Here is a 22,286-nt window from a genome sequence, read left to right as displayed (position 1 = left end):
CCCTACGGTGCCCCACTGACAATCCCGCGATCAAGGCTGATGGAGAGGGTTGGGCACGGTGCCGTGCACGGCGGCGTGCGGGCGTTGCGAGCGGTCGCGGTACCCATCGAGGAGGAGTCGGTTCCGGTTGAGGCACAGCCGCTCGATACGTGGTGTGAGCAGGTCGAACATCTCGTACCGCTCCTTCATCTCCGGAGCGCGTGCCTGGTGCCGGAGGATCTCGGCGCGCACGGCGGACCAGAAATCGGTCTCGGGCACACCCAATTGCTCCTCGCACAGCGGCGCCAGGTAGCGGAAGACCCCCACGAAGAGACCGGAGTGGATGAACTGGGTGAGGAATCCGGGGGGCTCGGTGAGCAGTACGTCGCGCACGTCGCCCGGCATCGAGTCGTGCTCGGGCAGCCGCACGGCGCTGACGTTCACGTCGTCCACGAAGTCCTTCACCGCGAGGCGGACGGGCACGTCCTTGTCGTCGAAGACGACGATGGCGTTCTCCCCGTGAGGGGAGAACACGGTGCCGTAGCGGTAGAGGAAGTGCAGGAGCGGAGGCAGCAGGGCGGCGAAGAGCCGGCGCAGCCATACGGTGGGGGCGAGGCCCGAGCGTTCCACGAGCTCCGTGACGAAGGCCCTGCCGGCCGGGTCGACGTGCAGCAGCGAAGCAAGGGTGCGGGCGCGTTCGTCGGGGGCGAGGTAGCGGGTGAGAGGCTCGCGCCAGATGGCGCCGAGCAGCTCCCTGTACTGGTAGGGGACCTCCGGCAAACCGTCGTACACAGGGTGTTCGACGGCCACCGATGCAACCTCGCCGAGGAGGATCACCCGGCACTCGTCACGCAGGAAGGGATCGACGTCACGTAGTGCGTGCATCCAGGCGGTGACGGCGGGCGCGGCGATCGTGCGCTCCGTGGGCAGGCCACGCCAGACCAGAGTGTTGAGGACCGACAGCGGCAGCTTCACTGTGTGCCTGTCGGGGCGGGACGCATTGAGGAACGTACGGATGGACTGCTGGGGAAGGCGTACGTCCCCGTCGCTTCCCAGCGGAACGATGGCGTTCGCAGCTACGGAGGGAGCGAAGAGCGGGAGGACGACCTCGTCCCACTGCCAGGGGTGCACCGGCAGGTAGAGGTACTCCTGGGGGTCGAGCCCGCGCGAGCGGAGTAAGTCCGCGAAGGCCTCCTGCGTGGAGGCGGGGAGCTCTCGGGCGTAGAGCTGCTGAGCTGTCTGCAGCCCGGTGACGCCTCGATACACGGCGAGGTCGGTGTGGACCGCGATCCATGGAAGCGTCGTGGAGCGGCGGGCCTCGGGCGCCCAGAGGCCGGCGTCGGTCGCGGAGAAGCCGATGCGCCCTTTGTTGAGGACGAGCCAGGGGTGGCCGGTCTGGTGCCCCTCCAGTTCCGCGTAACCAAGGTCGGCGAGCTGCGCCGCGGTGAGCGCGGTGTGGTCGATCCGGGCGTCGGCGCTGAGCGTGACACTGAGCTCGCGTACGAGGTGACCGAGGGTGGCGCCGTCGAGTCCCAGCGTCCTGCGGGCCAGCGCGAGGAATCTGACGGGGTCGCTGAGGGGGCGGGCCGCCGCACCGCCCTCGCTCAGGGCCAAGCTGGCGGGGTCCACGTGCCAGCCGCCGTACGAGCCGCGGCGGGCGCGGAAGGTGAGGCAGGGGCCGTCGTGGTCACGGTGGACACCGAGCGGCGTGTCAGCTGCGGCCGGCTTCGCCGGTTCGAGGTGGAGACGGTAGGTGTCCGTCTCCATCTCCATGGCCGGCACGGGCCGGATGATCTCCTCGTACGCGAACTCGCCGATCATCTTGGCGAGCAGTCGGCGTCCGGCCTCACGCCATCTGTCCTGGGTCAGCTCGGGCGGGTCGTAGAGCGCGGTGGAGGGGCAGGAGATGGGGCTGGCGGACGGATTCGGCACGTGGACTCCTCAGGGAGGGAACCGGATCGGGTCGAGCGGTGCACCAAGAGTGATCGGGTCAGAGCACTGCGCGCAGGGCTCGGTCGCGGACCATGAGCGCCGCCCGTTTGTCGGGCAGGTCCACTTCGGCGGAGAAGCGGAAGCCAGCACTCAGGAATGCGGAGACGGAGGGGGTGTTGCGAAGGTCGGGTTCTGCGATGACGCGTGCGCATGCGGGGCGGCGGTCGAGGACAAGGTCTGCGACGGCCCTGAGCAGTGCTGTGCCAAGGCCGCGGCCGCGGTTGACGACGCCACCGATGAGGAGGTGGATGCCGGTGTCGTGCGGGCGGAAGGGGTAGTGGCGGGCCAGCGGGTCGAGGTCCGCGCGGTAGATCTCCCAGTAGCTCATCGGCATGCCTTCGAGCACGCCGAGGCAGGGCACGCTGCGTCCGTCTCCGTCGAGCTGGGGGCGAAGGTGCTCCTCGGTGACGGCTTCGGGTCCCGCCAGTTCCCAGAAGGCCGCCACCGCGGGGTCGTTCATCCACCGGCTGATCAACGGGAGGTCGCGTTCGAGGCGGACAGGTACGAGTTGGAAGACACCGGCGTCGGTGGTGACCGGCCCCCAGGCGGCGATGCCGTCGAGGAGGTCCTCCACCGCCACGGTGCCCGGAGCATGGTGCGGCGCTCGTTCGCCGTGCTCGATGTGAGCTGCCGTTCGCGGAGTTCGCTCGTCGCTCTCGGCCAGCAGGGCGACGAGCTCGTCGGGCAGGCGCAGGTCGAGGGTGTCCGCGCCGTCCGCGCCATCGGCGCCGGAGGCCGCGGGTTCGGTGCCGGCGTCGGTGCTCGCATCGGTGGGAGACACGGCGTCGCTCCTGTCAGAAGAGTCAGAAGAGTCTGGAGAGGTGGGGCATGTTCCTCAGGAATGGAGGGGGTTGGTGATGGTGACGTACACGGACTGGGTGTCGACCGGGCCGACGAGCTCGTCGAGGCCGTGGAGCCGGGTCAGCAGGTTGGCCTTGCACCGCAACACGGGTGAGTCGAGCAGCATCGTGGGCAGCGAGGTGCGCAGCCGGTCGGGGCCGGATGCGATGTCGCCGAGGAAGCGCCGGAAGGCCGCGAGCAACAACCTCTCGTCCGCCAGACGTTCGGCGCCGAATGCTCCGATCAGACCCAGGACGTTGTTGATGCCGAGGTAGTAGGCGAACCGCTCGTCGGTCACGTCGTCCGCGACGAAGGTGTCGCTGTGCTGCCCGATGCCGGGGAGTCGCCGGTCGAGTTCGGCACGCCGGGATTCGCGGAAGTAGTAGCCCTGGTTGTCGCGGTAGCGGCCGCCCACGGGCCAGCCCTCGGAATCGAGAAGGATGATCGTGTTCTGCTGGTGCGCTTCCAGAGCGACGCCCGCCTCGCTGTCCAGCCACAGCACAGGGCGGACGACGGTCTCCAGGTAGCGCAGGAACCACTCGGTGGCGACCGCGCCTCGGGGGCGGCCCGTCCGTCCCGCCAGCCTGGTCACCGTCTCGCTGAGCCGGGAGCGCATCAGCCGGAGGTCCTGGCAGGCGGGCAGCGTCGAAGGTTTGGGCGAGACGAGGCCCGCGACGCAGGTGGCGTCGTCCCCGGGGCCGAAGGGGTTGTGCCGGATCATGACGTCGAGCCCGGCCACGGGCGCACCGTCACGGTCATTGACAGCGAGCCACGCGGGGTCGCGGACGATGTCGAAGCGGGGGTGCGCCGCCTGCCACTGCTTGGCGAGGCCGCTGCGCAGCAGCCGGTGGACTTCGACGCCGCGATGGAGTTCCTTGCGGAGGTTCTCACGACGGGAGTTGGTGATGCGCACGCCGAGCGAGAGCTTGAGCATGGCGGCTGCGCCGGAACGGTAGAGGGTGCGTACGGAGGAGGTGGGGTGCCAGGGGGCGCCATGAGGGCCGAGGTCCTGGAGGAGGCCCGCGTCGAGGAGTTCGGCCGCCGTGGGGCGGTGCCGGAGCTCGCGGATCTGCCATGGGTGTACGGGCAGGGCAACGCGGCCATCCGGCAGCGGCAGTTCAGGGCCTGCGAGGCGGGCGGCGAGCTGGTCGGCCGGGAGCGTACGCCCACGCTCGGTCCAGGCCGAGTCCGCGGCGAGCACGGAGGGGTCGACGGCCAGCCAGTGCAGTGCGAAGGCTCCGCGCGACTCCGGTGAGTAGAGGCGGGATTCGGTGTCGGACAGGCCCTCGCGGCTTTTGGGGGTCGGGTGGAGGGGGTGGCCGAGGAGCAGCGATTGTTCGGCGGCGAGAAACAGGTCGGGTTCGTCGGCCGGGCTGGCGCGACGGTCGGCGATGAACTGGGCGGTGCGGCGGACCGAGTCGGCGACCCGGCCGACCAGGTCGGCGCCGTCGACGGGGCCTGCCGGGGGCGCAGCTGCCGGGGGCGCAGCTGCGGGGGGCGCCGTGGTCGGGGGCGTTGACCCGCCTGGGTTCGCCTGCGCTGCCCGGTTCGCTGCGGGTGTCGGGGTTCCTGTGGCTGGCGGGTCTGGCTCCGTCGGTTGCTTCGGCGTGGCTGGGGGCATCGAGCCTGCCGAGGTGACCGGTTCTGCCGGTTCCATTGAGCTGGCGGATTCCGCTGAGCCTGCCGGTTCCGCTGAGCCTGCCGGTTCCGCTGAGCCTGCCGGTTCCGCTGAGCCTGCCGATTTCGCTGACCCCGCCGGGCTCACCGGAGCTACCGGGCTCGCCGGACCTGCCGGGCTCATCGAATCCGCCGAGCTGATCGGATCCGCCGGGCTCACCGGACCTGCCGGGTTCACTGGGCTCGTCGAGCTCACGGGGCCTGCCGCGCGCTTATCGCCCTCCCGGCTCACGACTTCTGCCGTGCCCCCCGCCGCCGGAGTGCCCGCCGCCGGACCGGCCGTCGTCGGTTCCGCGTCGCGGCGTGCCGTCTCGCGGCCGAGGAGGGCGGCGACGGTCACCGCGTCGACGGGAGGGGCGCTGGCCGGGCCGTCCTCCAGGTAGGGCAGGCCGAAGCGGTGCCAGCCGGTGGCCGACCAGTAGTGCACGGGGACGAGCAGGGCCGTGCCGCTGGCGTGGAGGGGAAGGCGCAGGGCGCCCTGTTCCGGTGCCGGAAGGTTGTTCTCCCTGACCCAGCAGCGCAGGAGGCTCTCGACGGCGGCCGCCTGCGCGGCGGTGTGCGGGTCGGGGTGCTCCAGCAGGTCGATGGCCGTCCCGCGCAGGTGGTCGGCCTCTTGGCCACCACATTTCTGCCGGGGGACCGTACCGGACTCCGCCACCAAGGGGGATTGCGTGACGCACATGCCTGGGGCGTCGAGGTGGGGGCGGCCTTCGGATGCGGGGGTGGCGTTCAAAGGAGGTTCCTTGTGAGGTGGTTCGGGCTCCGTGTGGCGACGGGTCCGGGGCGCGCCCGGCATGTCAGGGCCGCCGCGGGGCGGTCCGGGTCCGTCTTGGCTATCCGTGGTGGGAACGCGCCGCGGTGGTCAGCGCGTCGGCGAGCCGGTCAAGGACCGCGGCCGCCTGTTCGTCGGTGATGGTCAGCGGGGGAAGGAGTCGTACGACGCTGGAGTGGCGGCCGCCGAGTTCGACGATGAGGCCGCGCCGCAGGCACTCGCGCTGTACGGCGGCGGCCAGTTGGGGTGCCGGCGGGCGAGGGCGGGCAGCGGGCGGCACATGGTCGGTGCCCCTGATGAGCGGGTCGTGTGCTGTACCGGGCCGGCCAACCGTCGGCATGTTCTCGGAGCCCTGGTTGCCGGTGACGTCACCATTGGCGGTCAACAGTCCCCCGGCCTCGGTCCCGCCGCACGCGGAGCCCGAGCCCGCCACCGTCAGTTCAACCGACCCGACGGGCTCCCCGACCTCGACGGGCTCTACGGGCGCACTTAGAACACGGGGAACACCAGGCTCACCTGGCTCGACGAGTTCGACACCGATCATCAGGCCCCGGCCGCGGACCTCTCCGATGCACGGGTGGGCCGCGGCCAAGGAACGGAGTTGGCTGATCATGCGGGCGCCCAACGTGGCGGCACGTTCGGCGAGGCCGTTCTCGCGGACGTATGCGAGAGTCGCCGCGCCCGCTGCCATGGCGAGTTGGTTACCGCGGAAGGTGCCGGCGTGGGCACCGGGGGCCCAGACGTCGAGGTCGTCTCGGTAGATCACGACGGCGAGGGGCAGACTGCCGCCGATCGCTTTGGAGAGCACCATCACGTCCGGTACGACGCCGCTGTGTTCGACGGCCCAGAAGGCGCCGGTCCGCCCGACGCCCGTCTGGACCTCGTCGGCGATGAGCGGGATGCCGCGTGCCGCGGTGATCTCACGCATCCGGCGGAGCCAGGCATCGGGCGCCGGAAGGACGCCGCCCTCGCCCTGCACGGGTTCGAGGATCATGCCTGCGGGGACCGGGACGCCCGACTTGGCGTCGTCGAGGAGGTTCTCGGTCCAGCGGGCGGAGAGTTCTGCGCCGCGTGAGCCGCCGAGGCCGAACGGGCAGCGGTAGTCCTGCGGGTATGGGAGGCGCGCGACCCGTACGTCCTGCGCGCCACCGGATACTTCGAGCGCTCCTGCCGTCATGCCGTGGTAGGCGCCGGTGAAGGCCAGCATGCCGTCGCGACCGGTGGCCGCGCGGACCAGTTTCAGCGCGGCCTCCACGGCGTCCGTTCCGGCGGGGCCGCAGAACTGGATCCGCGCACGCTCGGCGAGGCCGCTCGGCAGTGTGCTGAACAGCTCGGTGGTGAAGGCGTCCTTGACGGGTGTGGCCAGGTCGAGGACGTGCAGCGGCGCCCCCGAGTCCAGGACCTTCCTGATGGCTTCGAGCACCACCGGGTGGTTGTGGCCGAGGGCCAGGGTTCCGGCACCTGAGAGGCAGTCGAGGTAGCGGCGCCCATCCGCGCCCTCGATGGTCATGCCGCGCGCCCGCACCGGCACGATCGGCAGGGCCCGGGCGTAGGTGCGAGCGGCCGACTCGCGCGCGGACTGCCGCCGCAGGATGCCCTCCTGCGCGACGGGCTGCGAGGAGTTCTCAGACCGCACCGGCTCCACCGGCAGAAACGGCACAGGGGACACAGGCAGGGTGGTCTCCACGCACTCGACACTCTCACCGGACCGCGCGGAAGCCACGGCGGCCCCACCGGCGGCCCGGTCGGCGGCCCGACCGCGTTCTCCGCCTCGCCCAGGCTCCTCGCCCCAACCGCGCCGCTCCGGCCGACCATCCCCTCCGGCCTCCCCCATCACCTCAGCCGCCTCACTCCCCCCGCTCTCCCCCCTCCCCCCGATTTCTCCATCCTCCGAAGTCCCCCCAACCCCAACAGACTGTGAGGACTGCAAGGGCTGCAAGGGCTGCAAGGGCTGCGCTACGGAACACGCTGCGGACACCGCCGCGGGCGCAGGCTCGGTCACGGCCACGACTGTTGGTCCTCCCGCTGTGGACAAGCACGCCCGGTCGTGACTCCGGTGAGCCCATATGACCGTGGGTGCAGGCGAGCTGGCAGGGGGATGAACGCTGGCCGCGACTCCCCCGTACGTACCAACGACGGTGAACCCCCGGGATCACGGGTCATCGGAAGATCCTTGCCGTGACGGAACCGTTGCCCTTCCGTCGGCCGTCCCCAACGGCATCGGCATAGTGTGGGGGGCCGCTCACCAGGGACAGCGCGCCGCTCCCCCGAATGATGGGGATCCGCGCCGGTGGGCGACGGGTGCTCCGCACCCGGATGTCCAGCTCTTTGAACGTTTTTCGAGGCCCAGGGGGAATCTCACGATGCGACCCATACGTCCGCTCTTCACCGCCCGCAGTGGGAGGAGTGCGCGCACCAGGACCTCCCCCGTGGCGGCCGCGGTGGCGCTCGGCGCGGCGCTCGTTCTGACCGCCACGGCCTGCGGCCCCACCGAGGACAACGCCGACGGCGACTCCTCCTCGGCGCAGCCCGGTGACAGCGAGGGCGGCGGCAGCAACGGCGATGACAAGATCAAGCTTCCGGCGGACCTCCAGGACCGGCTCAAGGAGCACGGGATCGACCTGGACAAGTGGAAGAACGGCGCCTGGAAGAACTGGGACAAGGACGACTGGCTGCGCGAGGCCGGTGACTTCGTCAACCCGATCATCGAGGACCTCTGGGATTCCGACCGGATGCGGGACGCCGACAAGAACCCGGACCGCAGCGTCGACGACAACGACATCTCCGGTGACCAGGGCATCACCGACCCGACGCCCGAGCCCGTCGAGGCGGCAGCCGTGAAGGCGCCGTACCACGCCCAGGCAGCCGAGTCGGGCAAGCTGTTCTTCGACGGGCCCGAGGGTTCGATGGTCTGCTCCGCGACCGTCATCAAGGACCCGGCTCACCCGGGCAAGTCCAACATGGTGTGGACCGCCGGCCACTGCGTGCACGCCGGTGCCAAGGGCGGCTGGTACCGCAACATGGTCTTCGTCCCCTCGTACAACGACAGCGGCAAGTCGGCCGCGGAGCTGCAGAACGCCCCCAAGGAAGAGATCGCTCCGTACGGCGTCTGGTGGGGTGACTGGGCGCAGACTTCCGACCAGTGGATCGAGCAGGGCGGTCCGACGGGCGGCAAGGGCGCACCGTACGACTTCGCGGTGATTCACGTGGCGCCCGAGAAGGGCAGCGAGGGCAAGTCGCTCGAGGAGACCGTCGGTTCGGCGCTCCCGGTGGACTTCGACGCCCTCGCGGTTCCGCAGATCAAGACGATGACGGCCACGGGTTACCCGGCGGCGCCGCCCTTCGACGGCCAGAAGCTGTTCCAGTGCGCCGACAAGCCGGGCCGGCTCTCGCTCACCAAGCCCGACCCGACGATGTACCGCATCGGCTGCACGATGACCGGCGGCTCGTCCGGCGGCGGCTGGGTGGCGCAGGGCCAGGACGGCAAGCCCGCCCTGGTCTCGAACACCTCCATCGGTCCGGTGACGGCGGGCTGGCTGGCCGGTCCGCGCCTGGGCAAGGAGGCCAAGGGCATCTACACGGCGGTCAGCAAGAAGTTCGCCGGACAGTAAGTCGGCCCTGGCAAATCGGACTCCCGGTAAGCCAGGTCTCTCATACCGCATGCCGTACAACGGCGGGGCCGCCGGAAACCTTCACGGCCCCGCCGCTGTTCGTCCCCAACCTCACAGGCATAGTGGGATGTTGTGTCAACGCGGGGTTTACCGGGCTTCCCGGAGCCTTGCATGACGCGTCCATGACATACATGTCCTGTGGCGCATGCCCATCTCCATGGCCATCACCACGCACATGACAATGCCGCAATCACGTACCAATGATGCAATCTCGTTCTATCGGGGGTAATAGCACCATGCGTTCCACTCGTGCGCTCTTCGCGCGCAGCCGTGGCCGGCGCGCCGCACTCGCCGCCACCGGGCTCGCGGCGACCCTGGCGCTCACCGCCACGGCCTGCGGTCCCAGCGAGGACAAGGCGAGCGGCAAGCCGGACACCGCCGCTTCCCAGGGATCCGACGGCTCCGACGCCGGTTCCGAGAGTGCCGACTCCAAGCTGCCCGGCGAGCTCGCCGACAAGCTCAAGGAGCACGGTATCGACCCGGACCAGTGGAGGAACGGCGCCTGGAAGAACTGGGACAAGGACGATTGGCTGCGCGAGTCCAAGGACTTCGTCAATCCGGTCATCGCCGGGCTCTGGAAGCCCGAGCGGATGAAGAAGGCCAAGGACCCGAACAAGACGATCGCAGCGAAGGACGCGAGCGCCGACCAGGGCGCGACCGACCCCGCCCCGTCGCCGGTCCGGGCCAAGCCCGAGAAGACGCCGTACCACGAGAACGCCGCCCCCGTCGGCAAGATCTTCTTCGACTCTCCCGAGGGTTCGATGGTCTGCTCCGGCACTGTCGTGAAGGACCCGCGCAACCCGGGCAAGTCCAACCTCGTGTGGACCGCGGGCCACTGCGTGCACGCCGGCGCCGAGGGCGGCTGGTACCGCAACATCGCGTTCGTGCCCGCCTACAACGACCTCGGCAAGTCCGAGGCCGAGCTGGGCAACGCGGCCGCGCAGGAGATCGCCCCCTACGGCCAGTACTGGGCGGACTGGGTATCGACCTCCAACGAGTGGATCAACGAGGGCGGTCCGACGGGCGGCGCGGGCGCGACGCATGACTACGCCGTGATGCACGTGAAGCCGGAGCGGGGCGGCAAGTCCCTCGAGGAGACCGTGGGCAACGCGCTCGATGTCGACTTCTCGACTCCGACCACGCGGAGCGTGAGCTCGATGGGCGCCTGGGGCTACCCGGCCGCTCCTCCCTACAACGGTCTGATCATGCACAAGTGCGTGGACAAGCCGGGCCGTCTCTCGCTGTCGCCGAGCCTGCCGACGATGTACCGCATCGGCTGCACCATGACCGGCGGCTCGTCCGGCGGCGGCTGGTTCCGGATGGTGGGCGACAAGACCGAGCTCGTGTCGAACACCTCCATCGGCCCGGCCGAGAACACCTGGCTGGCGGGACCGCAGCTGGGCAAGGGCGCCGAGCAGGTCTACGACATGATGAGCAAGAAGTACGGCTCTCAGTAACCGAAGTAACTGAAGTAACCGAAGCAACGGACACGGCGAAGGCCCGCCCCCTGCGAGAGGGGGCGGGCCTTCGCCGTGTGACTGGGCCGGACCGTGACCGGACCGGCTGCCGTCAGCGGGTGGCCGGTACGTACGGCCCGAGTTCCGCGGCGAGTTCCTCGTGCACCCGCGCCTTGAGCAGGGTTCCCTCACCGGTGTGCTCCTCGGAGAGGACCTCGCCCTCGGCGTGCGCACGCGAGATGAGCTGGCCGTGGGTGTACGGGACGAGGGCCTCGATCTCGACCTTGGGCCGCGGCAGTTCGGAGTCGATCAGCGCGAGGAGCTCCGCGATACCGGCACCGGTGCGCGCGGAGACCGCGATCGCGTGCTTCTCGTTCCGCATCAGCCGCTGGAGGACCAGCGGGTCCGCCGCGTCGGCCTTGTTGATCACGACGATCTCGGGCACGTCGGTGGCGCCCACATCACGGATCACCTCGCGCACGGCGGCCAGCTGCTCCTCCGGCACCGGGTGCGAACCGTCCACCACGTGCAGGATCAGGTCGGAGTCGCCGACCTCCTCCATCGTGGACCGGAACGCCTCGACGAGGTGATGCGGCAGATGCCGTACAAATCCGACGGTGTCGGCCAACGTGTAGAGACGGCCGGTCGGCGTCTCGGCCCGGCGCACGGTCGGGTCGAGGGTGGCGAACAGTGCGTTCTCCACCAGGACGCCCGCGCCCGTGAGGCGGTTGAGGAGCGAGGACTTGCCCGCGTTCGTGTAGCCGGCGATCGCGACCGAAGGCACCTTGTTGCGTCGGCGCTCCTGCCGCTTGATGTCGCGGCCCGTCTTCATCTCCGCGATCTCACGGCGCATCTTCGCCATCTTCTCGCGGATCCGTCGCCGATCCGTCTCGATCTTGGTCTCACCGGGACCACGGGTGGCCATGCCGCCACCGCCGCCGCCACCCATCTGACGGGAGAGCGACTGACCCCAGCCGCGGAGCCTCGGCAGCATGTACTGCATCTGCGCGAGGGCCACCTGTGCCTTGCCCTCTCGGGACTTGGCGTGCTGGGCGAAGATGTCGAGGATCAGGGCGGTCCTGTCGACCACCTTGACCTTCACCACGTCTTCGAGGTGGATCAGCTGGCCGGGGCTCAGCTCACCGTCGCAGACGACGGTGTCGGCGCCGGTCTCGAGCACGATGTCACGCAGCTCAATAGCCTTGCCGGAGCCGATGTACGTCGCCGGGTCCGGCTTGTCGCGGCGCTGGATGACGCCGTCGAGCACGAGCGCACCCGCGGTCTCCGCGAGAGCGGCCAGCTCGGCGAGGGAGTTCTCCGCATCGTCCACGGTCCCGGAGGTCCACACGCCGACGAGGACCACGCGCTCCAGGCGGAGCTGGCGGTACTCGACTTCGGTGACGTCCTCGAGTTCGGTGGAGAGCCCGGCGACGCGGCGCAGAGCCGCGCGGTCGGAGCGGTCGAGCTGCTCGCCGTCCCGCTCTCCGTCGATCTCGTGGCTCCAGGCGACGTCCTCTTCCATCAGGGCATCGGCCCGAAGACCTTCGGGGTAGTTCTGCGCGAAGCTCTGTGCGTCCTGGGAAGGGGAAGAAGAGGAGGTCATTGGGTCCTTACGTCGATGCGTCGATGGAATACGGACGGATCCCTGATCCGTCACCGACGGATGCGTCACCCGTCACAGTCGACAACGCCCGGGTCGGCCCGGAGATTCCCGGGACCGGCCTCGGCCGACCCTGAGATGTCCCCGAGGGGAAACCCCGGAGTCCGGACCGGCCGTGCCGTCGACCTGAAGATGGTTGCACGAAACGGGTCGTCTCGTCATCCGTGTTTTTCCCTGCCGGGAAGTTATTTCCCTTCCGGCGCTCCCGTACGCCAGTCCGGGTGCCCCGGCATGGGCGGCGTCTTCGGCCCGTACAGCCAGGCGTCGAAGAATCCTCCCAGGTCACGGCCCGCGACCTCGGAGGCGAGCCGCACGAAGTCGGCGGTCGTGGCGTTGCCGTCACGGTGCATGTGGACCCACTGCCGCTCAAGGTGCTCGAACGCCCGGCGCCCGATCTCCTGGCGCAGCGCGTAGAGGACCAGGGCGCTGCCGTCGTAGACGACGGGCCGGAAGAGGCTGGTCTTCTGCCCGGGAGCGGGCTCCTTGGGCTTGGCGGGCGGTCCGCCGGCCGCGCGCCAGCCGTCCGACCGGGCGTAGGCAGCCCGCATCCGGTCCTTCATGAGCCGCTTCGTCTTCTCCTCGGCGAAGAGCGCCTCATACCAGGTGGCGTGGCCTTCGTTGAGCCAGAGGTCCGACCAGGTCCGCGGGCTCACGCTGTCACCGAACCACTGGTGCGCCAGTTCGTGCACCATGATCGCGTCGACGTACCACTCGGGGTACTCGGGGCGGGTGAAGAGCTCTCTCTCGAAGAGAGAGAGCGTCTGTGTCTCCAGTTCGAAGCCGGTCCGCGCGTCGGCGACCAGGATGCCGTAGGTCTCGAAGGGGTAGCGGCCGACTTTCTTCTCCATCCAGTCGATCTGGCCGGGCGTCTTCTTCAGCCAGCGCTCCAGGAGCTTGCGGTCCTTGGTGGGCACCACATCGCGTACGGGAAGGCCGTGCGGGCCCTTGCGGTGCACCACGGTGGAGCGCCCGATCGACACCTGCGCCAGTTCGGTCGCCATGGGGTGGCGGGTGCGGTACGCCCACGTGGTGGTCCCGTCGGCACGGCGCGCTTTGGCTACCGGCAGGCCGTTGGCGACAGCGGTGAGCCCCTTGGGGGCCGTGACACGGAAGGTGAACGCCGCCTTGTCCGCCGGATGGTCGTTGCACGGGAAGACCAGGTGGGCGGCGTCCGCCTGGTTGGCCATGGCGAGCCCGTCCCTCGTGCGCAGCCAGCCGCTCTGGGCGTCCTTGGTGGAGACGGGGTCGCTGGTGTGCCGGACGGTGATCCGCAGCCGCTCGCCGGGCGCGACCGGCGCGGACGGCGTGAGGACCAGGTCCTCACCGGTGCTGTCGAAGCGGGCGGTTTCGCCGTTGACCTCGACGGAGCGGACCTTGCTGTGGGTGAAGTCGAGGTTCACGCGCTCCAGGGGCGACGTGACACGGGCGTCGATCTTGGTGACGGCATCCAGGGGCTTGCGGTTGTCACCGCGGTAGGTGAAAGCGATGTCGTACGAGTCCACGTCGTACCCGGGGTTGCCCAGGTGCGGGAAGAGCGGGTCGCCGATGCCGAGCGGGGCGGCCGGCGACGGCGCGCTCGCGGCGACGAGGGCGGCGGATGCGGTCGCCGCGATCAGTGCCGCGGCGATGCGGGGGGTGCGAAGGGCCTTCGGCCGCTGGGCCGTGATCCGAGGGGTGAGCAGCATGGCTTACGGCTATCAGCGCGGGCCCGTCATGGGGTGACGACGCGCGTTCCGGCCACTCGAACGAGTCGCCGTGCCTCCGTTCGATGAGCCGAGTCGACGGTCCCGGCCCCCGGGGTCAGTGGGCGGCGGCCGGGTGCTGGGCGCGGCTCACGTCGTACACGCCCGGCACGGCGCGCATGGCCCGCATCAGCGCCGGAAGGTGCGCCGCGTCCGGCAGTTGCAGCGTGTACGTGTGGCGGACGCGCTGCTGGGTGGGCGGTTCCACGGTCGCGGAGATGATGGCGACGCCCTCAAGGGCGATTGCTTCGGTGAGGTCGGCGAGGAGGTGGGCGCGGCCGAACGATTCGGCGGTCAGGGTCACCCGGCACTCCGTGGTGTCCCCCCAGCGCACACCGACCTCCGCGCGCCCCACTTCCTTCATGCGCTCCACCGCCGGACAGCCGACACGGTGGACGGTTACGACGCCTCCGCGCACGGCGAAGGCGGTGATGGCGTCGGGCGGCACCGGCGTACAGCACCCCGCCAGGCGCACGGTCGCGCCCTCGCGGTCCACCACGGCGCTCGCGGCGGCCGGGCGAGGCGCGTCGGCGGCCTCGGGGCGGGGCGTGGTCACCGGTGTCTGCCGGGCCGGCCGCCGACGGGACGGCGTGGGGGCGGGAGCGGGCGTCGGATGCGTCGTCAGCCAGCGCCTGATCGCGATGCGGGCGCCGGGCGTGCGGGCGTGGTCGAGCCACTCGCTCGACGGCCCGGAGGTGGCGTCCTGCCCCATGAGCAACTGCACGGTGTCGCCGTCCCGCAGGACGGTGCTGAGCGTCGCCAGACGGCCGTTGACGCGTGCGCCGATGCATGCGTGCGCGTCCTCGCCGTACTGGGCGTAGGCGGCGTCCACGCAGCTGGCGCCTGCGGGCAGGCCGAGCGTGCCGCCGTCGGGGCGGAAGACGGCGATCTCGCGGTCCTGCGCGAGGTCTTCGCGCAGCGTCGACCAGAACGTGTCCGGGTCGGGCGCGGCCTCCTGCCAGTCGAGGAGCCGGGAGAGCCAGCCGGGCCTGGTCGGGTCCACACGCTCGTCGTCGGCCCGCTCGGAGGGCTCCTCCGAAGAAGGAGCGTAGGGATTGCGCAGTGCGACGACGCCCGCCTCGGCCACCTGGTGCATCTGGTGCGTGCGGATGAGGACCTCGGCGACCTGGCCGTCGGGGCGGGCCACCGCCGTGTGCAGCGATTGGTAGAGGTTGAACTTCGGTACGGCGATGAAGTCCTTGAACTCCGAGACGACCGGCGTGAAGCAGGTGTGCAGTTCGCCGAGGACTCCGTAGCAGTCCGCGTCTTCGTTGACGAGCACGAGGAGGCGGCCGTAGTCCGAGGCGCGCAGCTCACCGCGCTTGCGGTGCACCCGGTGGACGGAGAGGAAGTGCCGCGGCCTGATGAGGACCTCGGCGGTGATGCCCGCCTCTCGGAGCACGCCGCGCACCTCGCCCGCGATGTCCCCGAGCGGGTCCCGCTCGCTTGCGGCGTTGGCGTCGATGAGGGCCTTGACCTCGGCGTACTCCTGCGGGTGGAGGATCGCGAAGACGAGGTCCTCCAGCTCGGTCTTGAGCGCCTGTACGCCGAGGCGCTCGGCGAGCGGAATGAGGACGTCCCGGGTCACTTTGGCGATGCGGGCCTGCTTCTCGGGGCGCATGACACCGAGCGTGCGCATGTTGTGCAGGCGGTCGGCGAGTTTGATCGACATGACGCGTACGTCGTTACCGGTGGCGACGAGCATCTTGCGGAAGGTCTCCGGCTCGGCCGCCGCTCCGTAGTCGACCTTTTCGAGTTTGGTGACGCCGTCGACGAGATAGCAGACGTCGTCACCGAACTCGGCCCGGACCTGGTCGAGGGTCACGTCGGTGTCCTCGACGGTGTCGTGGAGCAGGGACGCGGTCAAGGTGGTGATCTCCGCGCCGAGCTGGGCGAGGATCAGGGTCACGGCGAGGGGATGCGTGATGTACGGTTCGCCGCTCTTGCGCGTCTGGCCCCGGTGCGAGGACTCCGCCAGGACGTACGCACGGCGCAGCGGCTCCAGGTCGGCGTCCGGATAGTGGGCCCGGTGTGCCTCCGCCACGTGGCCGATCGCGTCGGGGAGGCGGTCGCGGGTGGCGGGCCCCAGCAGGGCGGCCCTGCCGAGCCTGCGCAGGTCGAGACGGGCGCGGCCGCGCCTGCGCTGGCCCCCGGTCGTCATGGGGACGGGCGTGGCAGGGTTCGTGGCCTCCGCGCTCATGGGCACCTCCGGCTGCGTCGACCGGCGGTGAACGGACGGTGACGTACTCCGTCCGGGCCGGTGCTTGATGCTACCGAGCCCATCACGCGGCACTGACCACCTCTCGCCGAGCGTGAAACGGATCACCCATTCGAGCGACAGTTCATGCGATTGCCGTTTCGAGCCATTCGGACGCGAACTCGCCTTCGGCGACGATCACGGCGGGGCCGGTCATCTCGATCTCGCCGTCGGGCCGCTCGGTGATCACCAGCCGCCCGCCGAGCACGTCGACGGTGTACGTGACCGGGGCGCCGGTGGCGGCCGGGTCCACGCCGTCCCTGCGGGCCGCGGCCACGGCCACGGCGCACGTGCCGGTGCCGCACGAGCGGGTCTCCCCCGCGCCGCGCTCGTGCACGCGCATGGCGACGTGACGCGGGCCGCGGTCGACGACGAACTCGACGTTCACCCCGTCCGGGTAGGCGGCAGCGGGGCTGAAGAGCGGCGGGGCGTAGAGGTTGCCCGCTTGGGAGAGGTCGTCCACGAAGGCGACCGCGTGGGGGTTGCCCATGTTCACGTTGAGCGCGGGCCACTCGTGGTCGGCGACCGAGACCGTGACGTCGTCTCCGGAGAGGCGCGCCTTGCCCATGCCCACGGTGATCTCGCCGCCGGATTCCGCCTTGGCGATGTGCACGGTCTTCACCCCGCCACGGGTGGCCACCGCCAGGTCGCCGGCGCCGATGTGTCCCGCGTGCTGGAGGTACCGGGCGAAGACGCGCACTCCATTGCCGCACATCTCGGCGATCGACCCGTCGCCGTTGCGGTAGTCCATGAACCATTCGGCCTCGTCCGCGAGATGACGGGCCTCGGGGTGGGCGGCGGAGCGTACGACGTGCAGGACGCCGTCGCCACCGATGCCCGCCCGGCGGTCGCACAGGGCGGCGACGGCGGCCGGGGGCAGCTCGATGGCGTTGTCCGGGTCCGGGATGATCACGAAGTCGTTCTCGGTCCCGTGCCCCTTGAGGAAGGCGATCCGCGTGCTCATCCCTCGATCGTACGGGGTGGGTACGACACTCGGTCGGCCCGGTGCCCGCGGGCTGCCGGTGGCGGCCTCAGCGGAGTCGGGCCACCCGCCACACGGCGAGGACGGCGGCGCCGACGAACAGCAGGGCGTACGCGGAGACGACCCGCCAGTCCGGGCGGCGTCCGGAGCCGCGCTCGGGCAGCCCGGGCCAGGTGTGCCCCACCCGGCGGGCGGCCATCATCCCCCAGCCGGCCGCACAGCAGCTGAGCAGCAGTCCGAGCATGGCGACCACCGCGCCGCCGTCGCCGAACTCGAAGGCGAGCGGGAAGGCGAACATCAGGGATCCGACCGCGGCGAGGATCACGATGGGCGCGAGCTGCCAGATGCGCAGGCGTCGCTGCGGGCGCAGCTCGACCTCGACCTCGGCCTCCGCGGACATCTCGTCCGCGCCGGGACCGTCGTCCGTCACGCCTCCCGGCGCCTCGTCGGGGCCGTCGGGACTCAGCTGCTCTCCACCGTCATGCGCGGTGTCACGAGGGCCGGCCTCCATCGCCACGCGCCCTCCCACTTCGGACTTCACTGGTCGATCGATGGTCGATGATGGCACGCCGTCAGGTGCCCGGATGACCGCCGGAGCGTCCCGATGCCATCACGTGATCAGGCTGTGACCGGTCGTTCGACCAACGCCAGTGCGCGTGCCGGGAGTTCCCCGCGATCGGCCACGGCCCCACTGAGCCAGTGCACCCGGGGATCGCGCCGGAACCAGGAGTCCTGACGGCGCGCGAAGCGTTTGGTGGCGCGCACCGTCTCTGCGCGCGCCTCCTCCTCGGTGCACTCTCCGGCGAGGGCGGCGAGCACCTGTTGGTAGCCGAGCGCCCGCGAAGCCGTAAGCCCCTCGCGCAACCCTCGGGCCTCCAGCGCGCGTACCTCGTCGACCAGGCCCGCGTCCCACATGCGGTCCACGCGCGTGGCGATGCGTTCGTCGAGTTCGGGGCGGGCGACGTCGACGCCGATCTGGACCGTGTCGTACACGGACTCGGGCCTCGGCAGGTTGGCGGTGAAGGGCTTGCCGGTGATCTCGATGACCTCCAGGGCGCGGACGATCCGGCGGCCGTTGCTCGGCAGGATCGCCTGGGCGGCCCCGGGGTCCGCGGCGGCGAGGCGGGCGTGCAGCACTCCGGGGCCCCGCAGGACCAGCTCCTCTTCCAGGCGGGCGCGCACGGCGGGGTCGGTGCCGGGGAACTCCAGGTGGTCGACGGCCCCCCTGACGTACAGCCCGGAGCCGCCGACCAGGATCGGCCAGCGCCCCACGGCGAGGAGACGGTCGATGTGCGCGCGGGCCAGCTTCTGGTACTCGGCGACGCTGGCCGCCTCCGTGACGTCCCAGATGTCGAGGAGGTGGTGGGGGACTCCGTCGCGCTCTTCGGGCGTCAGCTTGGCGGTGCCGATATCCATCCCTCGGTAGAGCTGCATGGAGTCGGCGTTGACGACTTCGCCCCCGAGACGCTGGGCGAGGAAAACGCCCAGATCGGACTTTCCGGCCGCGGTGGGGCCGACGACGGCGATGACCCGCGGGGCGGGAGCTGCGCTACTCACCGCCCCAGTCTCGCAAACCCCACGACCACTTCCCGAACGAGCTACGTGACGACAGGGCTCTCAGGTCGTTGCCTGTTGCGAGGTTCCGGCCGCCGGTTTCGAGGACCGACGACCCGGGCGACGCAATGTGCCGCACCGGGCGGCGCGGGATTTCGCCCACACGAGTAACGTATGGAGTAGATATGGGCGTTTTTGCAAGGTTCCGCCGGAAGGCCAAGGACAGCGAAGAGACGACGACCGAGGCAGCGGCCGCCGCGTCGGTGACGGCCGAACCGGAGAAGGACGAGGGAACCGCCGGGGGCTCCCCCGGCTCGACCGATTCCAAGCCCGTTGCCGAGACCGGCACGGACAAGGAGAGCGCCGCCGAGGACAAGCCTGCGGAGGGCGGCGACGAGACGGCCGCGGCGGAGGGCGTGGACATCCCGAAGCAGCAGTCCGCCGAGAAGGCGGCCGACACCGAGGCCGGTGAGGGCGCCCGAAAGTAGCTCCCGCAGCCCCTAAGCGAGGGAAGGTGAACCCATGGGCTTCCTGGACCGCATGAAAGCCAAGCTCGCCCCTGCCAAGGACAAGGTCTCGGACCTCGCGCAGCAGCATGGGGACAAGATCGACCACGGTCTGGAGAAGGCCGCGAAGGTGGTCGACAAGAAGACCAAGGGCAAGTACAGCGACAAGATCCAGGCGGGCACGGGCAAGGCGAAGGACGCCGTCGACCGTCTCGCCGCGCAGGACCAGGGCAAGGGCAAGGACGACGGCGGCAGCGCAACTCCGCCGCCGTCGGCGCCTCCGACGCCCCCTCCGGCTCCCTGACCCGCATCGGCGGACGGCCGTGAAGCATGCCGCTTCACGGCCGTCGCCGTGCGCGGGGACGGCTGTCCGCACAGTCGGCGGGCCCTTCCGCGGGACCGCCCGGCGCCCGTCCGCGCGCCCGCGGGGGCCTCGTCAGCATGACCGTCGGGCCTGTTCCGCAGGCCCCCCGCGGCCGTCGGGGCCGCGTCAGCACGGCCGTCGGGCCTGTCCGTCCGGCCGTCGGGCGTCGGCCGGCAGGCGTCAGGCGGCGGGCGACGGACGGGCCGCCGTGGGACGGGGCGGGAATCGCTCGGCCTCTGGAGGCGGTGCGGCCAGGCGGTCACTACGGTCACCAGGTCCAAGCGCTCACTAGGACCACCCGGTCACTAACACCACCCCGTCACTACGACCAGGCGGCCACCAGATACCCCACACCGTACGGCGCGTCCTCGTAGAGCAGCTCGCCGCTCAGCGCCGCGCCCTCGGCCGCCCCGGCGAGCACCTGCCACGGGGCGCGGCCCGCCGCCTTCAGTTCGTGCGCGAGCTCGGCGTCCAGCGCCTTCAACGCCGCCACGTCAGCCGCGCCGAGTGCCCGCCCGACCTCCTCGTCGAAGCCGGCCGCGCGCTCGTCCAAGTACCCCGGCGCCTTCAGCGTGCGGCACGCGCTGGCGTCGCCCATCACCAGCAGGGCCACGCGGTCCGCTCGCCCCGCGATCTCCCCTCCGAGTCGAATACACCGCTCGGCGGCAAGTGGTTCCCCCACACCCAGGCCTTCCAGGGGAGCGGTCGACCAGCGGGTGCGCTCGAGCAGCCAGGCGGCCACCGCGAGCGACGGCGGAAGCTCCCGCCCGGCCGCCTCGCCCTGGGGGTAACCGAGTCGTACGTCGAGATCGACCCCGAAGTCCCGGAAGGACCCGCGCGCCCCCTGCGCATGCGATCCCTGCCCGCTGGGCTCGGCGGGACCCACCACCACGAGCCGGTCGGGCCTGGCGGCGGCGAGGACCCCGATGGCGTCCGTGCACGCCGCGCGCGCGGCGTGCAGTTCGGGAGCGGCCCCCGCTGCGACTTCGGGGACGAGCAGGGGCGGACAAGGGCACACGGCGGCGGCGACAAGCATGATCCGCAGCGTAACGCGCCTACTGGGAGACCGGTCCCGAGTCCCACTCCAGCTCGCAGATCAAGAACCGGTAGGGGTACGACACCCTCGTGGGCGGCCTTGTCCACCAGAAGCGCCCAGAGTGCCATCGCAGCCCCCGACCCGGCGTCGGCGGCCCCCGCCGCCGACGGCCCTCACCTCAGGTCAGTCGCAGCCGCAGCCGCTCCCCGTCGCCACCGGCAGCGGCGCGGGAGCGCCGATCTTCGGCAGGCCCAGCATGACGCCCGCGGGCTTCGCGGCCGCTTCGGTGTTGCGCTTCTCCCAGGCGTCACCCGCGCGCGTGGGGCGCACGTTCAGCACGGTGCCCTCGGCGAGCAGGTGGTGCGGGGCGGCGTAGGTGATCTCGACCGTCACGACGTCACCGGGGCGCACCTCGGTGTCCGGCTTGGTGAAGTGCACCAGGCGGTTGTCGGGGGCGCGGCCGGAGAGGCGGTGCGTGGCGCCGTCCTTGCGGCCCTCGCCCTCGGCGACCATCAGCTCCAGGGTGCGGCCGACCTGCTTCTTGTTCTCCTCCCAGGAGATCTCCTCCTGGAGGGCCACCAGGCGCTCGTAGCGCGACTGGACGACCTCCTTGGGGATCTGTCCCTCCATGGTCGCGGCCGGGGTCCCGGGGCGCTTGGAGTACTGGAAGGTGAAGGCGTTGGCGAAGCGGGCCTCGCGGACCACGTGCATCGTCTGCTCGAAGTCCTCCTCGGTCTCGCCGGGGAAGCCCACGATGATGTCGGTGGAGATCGCCGCGTCCGGCATGGCGGCGCGGACCTTCTCGATGATCCCCAGGAAGCGGTCCTGGCGGTACGAGCGGCGCATCGCCTTCAGGACGGGGTCCGAACCGGACTGCAACGGCATGTGGAGCTGCGGCATCACGTTCGGCGTCTCGGCCATCGCGGCGATCACGTCGTCGGTGAAGTCGCGGGGGTGCGGTGAGGTGAAGCGCACGCGCTCCAGGCCCTCGATCTTCCCGCAGGCGCGCAGCAGCTTGCTGAAGGCCTCTCGGTCGCCGATGTCGGAGCCGTACGCGTTCACGTTCTGCCCGAGGAGGGTGATCTCGCTGACGCCCTCGCCGACGAGTGCCTCGATCTCCGCGAGGATGTCGCCGGTCCTGCGGTCCTTCTCCTTGCCGCGCAGGGCGGGGACGATGCAGAAGGTGCAGGTGTTGTTGCAGCCGACGGAGATGGAGACCCACGCGGCGTACGCGCTCTCGCGCCGGGTCGGCAGCGTGGACGGGAAGGCTTCGAGCGACTCGGCGATCTCGACCTGTGCCTCTTCCTGGACGCGGGCGCGCTCCAGGAGGACCGGCAGCTTGCCGATGTTGTGCGTGCCGAAGACGACGTCGACCCAGGGCGCCTTCTTGACGATGGTGTCGCGGTCCTTCTGGGCGAGGCAGCCGCCGACGGCGATCTGCATCCCGGGACGCTTCGTCTTCATCGGGGCCAGGCGGCCGAGATTGCCGTACAGGCGGTTGTCGGCGTTCTCGCGCACGGCGCACGTGTTGAAGACGACGACGTCGGCGTCGCCGTCGGCTCCTTCGGGCGCACGTTCGTAGCCGGCGTCCTCCAGCAGCCCGGAGAGCCGCTCGGAGTCATGGACGTTCATCTGGCACCCGTAGGTGCGCACCTCGTAAGTCTTCGCGCTCATCTCGCCCCCCAGAGTACGGGGTCGCCACGCGCGCGTGGCCGCCGATGGCGAACCCGGGCACTCCGGAGACGGCTCGCAGCGGGGAGTGGTGTGACCTCGCCCCTGGTCATCACGGTGAGCGGG

At 70.8% G+C, this 22,286-nt stretch carries 16 protein-coding genes; 4 read left to right on the top strand and 12 right to left on the bottom strand.

Annotation, left to right across the window (positions count from 1 at the left end):
• Positions 1–30: 30 nt before the first annotated feature.
• The 4 genes from KKZ08_RS28660 to KKZ08_RS28645 form a co-directional block, all read right to left on the bottom strand.
• The gene (locus KKZ08_RS28660; RefSeq protein WP_223777173.1) at positions 31–1,911 is read right to left on the bottom strand and encodes an IucA/IucC family siderophore biosynthesis protein; all 1,881 of its coding nucleotides are present in this window, start codon (positions 1,909–1,911) and stop codon (positions 31–33) included.
• A 58-nt stretch (positions 1,912–1,969) separates the two neighbouring features.
• Positions 1,970–2,752: a GNAT family N-acetyltransferase gene (locus KKZ08_RS28655; RefSeq protein WP_223777172.1), complete on the bottom strand. Its 783-nt coding sequence runs from the start codon at positions 2,750–2,752 to the stop codon at positions 1,970–1,972.
• Between the two features lie 54 nt (positions 2,753–2,806).
• Positions 2,807–5,170, bottom strand: coding sequence for an IucA/IucC family protein (locus KKZ08_RS28650; protein WP_223779225.1), 2,364 nt, complete (start codon positions 5,168–5,170; stop codon positions 2,807–2,809).
• 151 nt (positions 5,171–5,321) lie between these two features.
• The gene (locus KKZ08_RS28645) at positions 5,322–6,911 is read right to left on the bottom strand and encodes a diaminobutyrate--2-oxoglutarate transaminase family protein (protein WP_223779224.1); all 1,590 of its coding nucleotides are present in this window, start codon (positions 6,909–6,911) and stop codon (positions 5,322–5,324) included.
• Positions 6,912–7,623: 712 nt separating this feature from the next.
• Between KKZ08_RS28645 and KKZ08_RS28640 the strand changes: the two genes are divergently transcribed.
• Both KKZ08_RS28640 and KKZ08_RS28635 read left to right on the top strand, forming a co-directional pair.
• Complete coding sequence (locus KKZ08_RS28640) at positions 7,624–8,871, top strand: hypothetical protein (protein WP_223777171.1); 1,248 nt, start codon at positions 7,624–7,626, stop codon at positions 8,869–8,871.
• A 296-nt stretch (positions 8,872–9,167) separates the two neighbouring features.
• Positions 9,168–10,388 (top strand): hypothetical protein, encoded by a 1,221-nt coding sequence (locus KKZ08_RS28635; RefSeq protein ID WP_223777170.1) that lies wholly within the window; start codon positions 9,168–9,170, stop codon positions 10,386–10,388.
• 112 nt (positions 10,389–10,500) lie between these two features.
• On the opposite strand, the gene hflX is transcribed toward KKZ08_RS28635, so the two are convergent.
• From hflX to miaA, 6 genes are all read right to left on the bottom strand, one after another.
• Positions 10,501–11,991, bottom strand: coding sequence for a GTPase HflX (gene hflX, locus KKZ08_RS28630; RefSeq protein ID WP_223777169.1), 1,491 nt, complete (start codon positions 11,989–11,991; stop codon positions 10,501–10,503).
• Positions 11,992–12,233: 242 nt separating this feature from the next.
• Positions 12,234–13,733 (bottom strand): M1 family metallopeptidase, encoded by a 1,500-nt coding sequence (locus tag KKZ08_RS28625; protein ID WP_223777168.1) that lies wholly within the window; start codon positions 13,731–13,733, stop codon positions 12,234–12,236.
• A gap of 115 nt (positions 13,734–13,848) precedes the next feature.
• On the bottom strand, positions 13,849–15,990 hold the full coding sequence (locus tag KKZ08_RS28620; RefSeq protein WP_223777167.1) for an HD domain-containing protein: 2,142 nt from the start codon (positions 15,988–15,990) through the stop codon (positions 13,849–13,851).
• A gap of 142 nt (positions 15,991–16,132) precedes the next feature.
• On the bottom strand, positions 16,133–17,011 hold the full coding sequence (gene dapF / locus KKZ08_RS28615) for a diaminopimelate epimerase (protein WP_223777166.1): 879 nt from the start codon (positions 17,009–17,011) through the stop codon (positions 16,133–16,135).
• 67 nt (positions 17,012–17,078) lie between these two features.
• The gene (locus KKZ08_RS28610) at positions 17,079–17,540 is read right to left on the bottom strand and encodes a hypothetical protein (protein ID WP_223779223.1); all 462 of its coding nucleotides are present in this window, start codon (positions 17,538–17,540) and stop codon (positions 17,079–17,081) included.
• Positions 17,541–17,647: 107 nt separating this feature from the next.
• Positions 17,648–18,586: a tRNA (adenosine(37)-N6)-dimethylallyltransferase MiaA gene (gene miaA, locus KKZ08_RS28605; protein ID WP_223777165.1), complete on the bottom strand. Its 939-nt coding sequence runs from the start codon at positions 18,584–18,586 to the stop codon at positions 17,648–17,650.
• Positions 18,587–18,768: 182 nt separating this feature from the next.
• Here miaA and KKZ08_RS28600 point away from each other — a divergent pair, with 182 nt between their 5' ends.
• Together KKZ08_RS28600 and KKZ08_RS28595 are read left to right on the top strand one after the other, a co-directional pair.
• Positions 18,769–19,071, top strand: a complete 303-nt coding sequence (locus tag KKZ08_RS28600) for a hypothetical protein (protein WP_223777164.1) — start codon at positions 18,769–18,771, stop codon at positions 19,069–19,071.
• A gap of 34 nt (positions 19,072–19,105) precedes the next feature.
• Positions 19,106–19,393 (top strand): antitoxin, encoded by a 288-nt coding sequence (locus KKZ08_RS28595; protein ID WP_223777163.1) that lies wholly within the window; start codon positions 19,106–19,108, stop codon positions 19,391–19,393.
• 382 nt (positions 19,394–19,775) lie between these two features.
• Here KKZ08_RS28595 and KKZ08_RS28590 read toward each other — a convergent pair whose 3' ends face one another.
• On the bottom strand, positions 19,776–20,489 hold the full coding sequence (locus tag KKZ08_RS28590) for a class III extradiol dioxygenase subunit B-like domain-containing protein (RefSeq protein WP_223777162.1): 714 nt from the start codon (positions 20,487–20,489) through the stop codon (positions 19,776–19,778).
• A 183-nt stretch (positions 20,490–20,672) separates the two neighbouring features.
• The gene (miaB, locus tag KKZ08_RS28585) at positions 20,673–22,163 is read right to left on the bottom strand and encodes a tRNA (N6-isopentenyl adenosine(37)-C2)-methylthiotransferase MiaB (protein WP_223777161.1); all 1,491 of its coding nucleotides are present in this window, start codon (positions 22,161–22,163) and stop codon (positions 20,673–20,675) included.
• Positions 22,164–22,286: the final 123 nt, after the last annotated feature.

The sequence above is a fragment of the Streptomyces sp. 135 genome (assembly GCF_020026305.1).
Classification (GTDB): Bacteria; Actinomycetota; Actinomycetes; order Streptomycetales; family Streptomycetaceae; genus Streptomyces.
The sequence above is the reverse complement of the archived record's forward strand: the minus strand, read 5'-3'. Positions and strand labels throughout refer to the sequence as shown.

Coding starts and splice junctions, on each gene's coding strand:
- miaB (WP_223777161.1), bottom strand. CDS start 22,163: ATGAGCGCGAAGACTTACGAGGTGCGCACCTACGGGTGCCAGATGAAC.
- KKZ08_RS28635 (WP_223777170.1), top strand. CDS start 9,168: ATGCGTTCCACTCGTGCGCTCTTCGCGCGCAGCCGTGGCCGGCGCGCC.
- hflX (WP_223777169.1), bottom strand. CDS start 11,991: ATGACCTCCTCTTCTTCCCCTTCCCAGGACGCACAGAGCTTCGCGCAG.
- KKZ08_RS28650 (WP_223779225.1), bottom strand. CDS start 5,170: ATGTGCGTCACGCAATCCCCCTTGGTGGCGGAGTCCGGTACGGTCCCC.
- KKZ08_RS28600 (WP_223777164.1), top strand. CDS start 18,769: ATGGGCGTTTTTGCAAGGTTCCGCCGGAAGGCCAAGGACAGCGAAGAG.
- KKZ08_RS28595 (WP_223777163.1), top strand. CDS start 19,106: ATGGGCTTCCTGGACCGCATGAAAGCCAAGCTCGCCCCTGCCAAGGAC.
- KKZ08_RS28640 (WP_223777171.1), top strand. CDS start 7,624: ATGCGACCCATACGTCCGCTCTTCACCGCCCGCAGTGGGAGGAGTGCG.
- KKZ08_RS28620 (WP_223777167.1), bottom strand. CDS start 15,990: ATGAGCGCGGAGGCCACGAACCCTGCCACGCCCGTCCCCATGACGACC.
- KKZ08_RS28625 (WP_223777168.1), bottom strand. CDS start 13,733: ATGCTGCTCACCCCTCGGATCACGGCCCAGCGGCCGAAGGCCCTTCGC.
- KKZ08_RS28610 (WP_223779223.1), bottom strand. CDS start 17,540: ATGGAGGCCGGCCCTCGTGACACCGCGCATGACGGTGGAGAGCAGCTG.
- dapF (WP_223777166.1), bottom strand. CDS start 17,011: ATGAGCACGCGGATCGCCTTCCTCAAGGGGCACGGGACCGAGAACGAC.
- KKZ08_RS28590 (WP_223777162.1), bottom strand. CDS start 20,489: ATGCTTGTCGCCGCCGCCGTGTGCCCTTGTCCGCCCCTGCTCGTCCCC.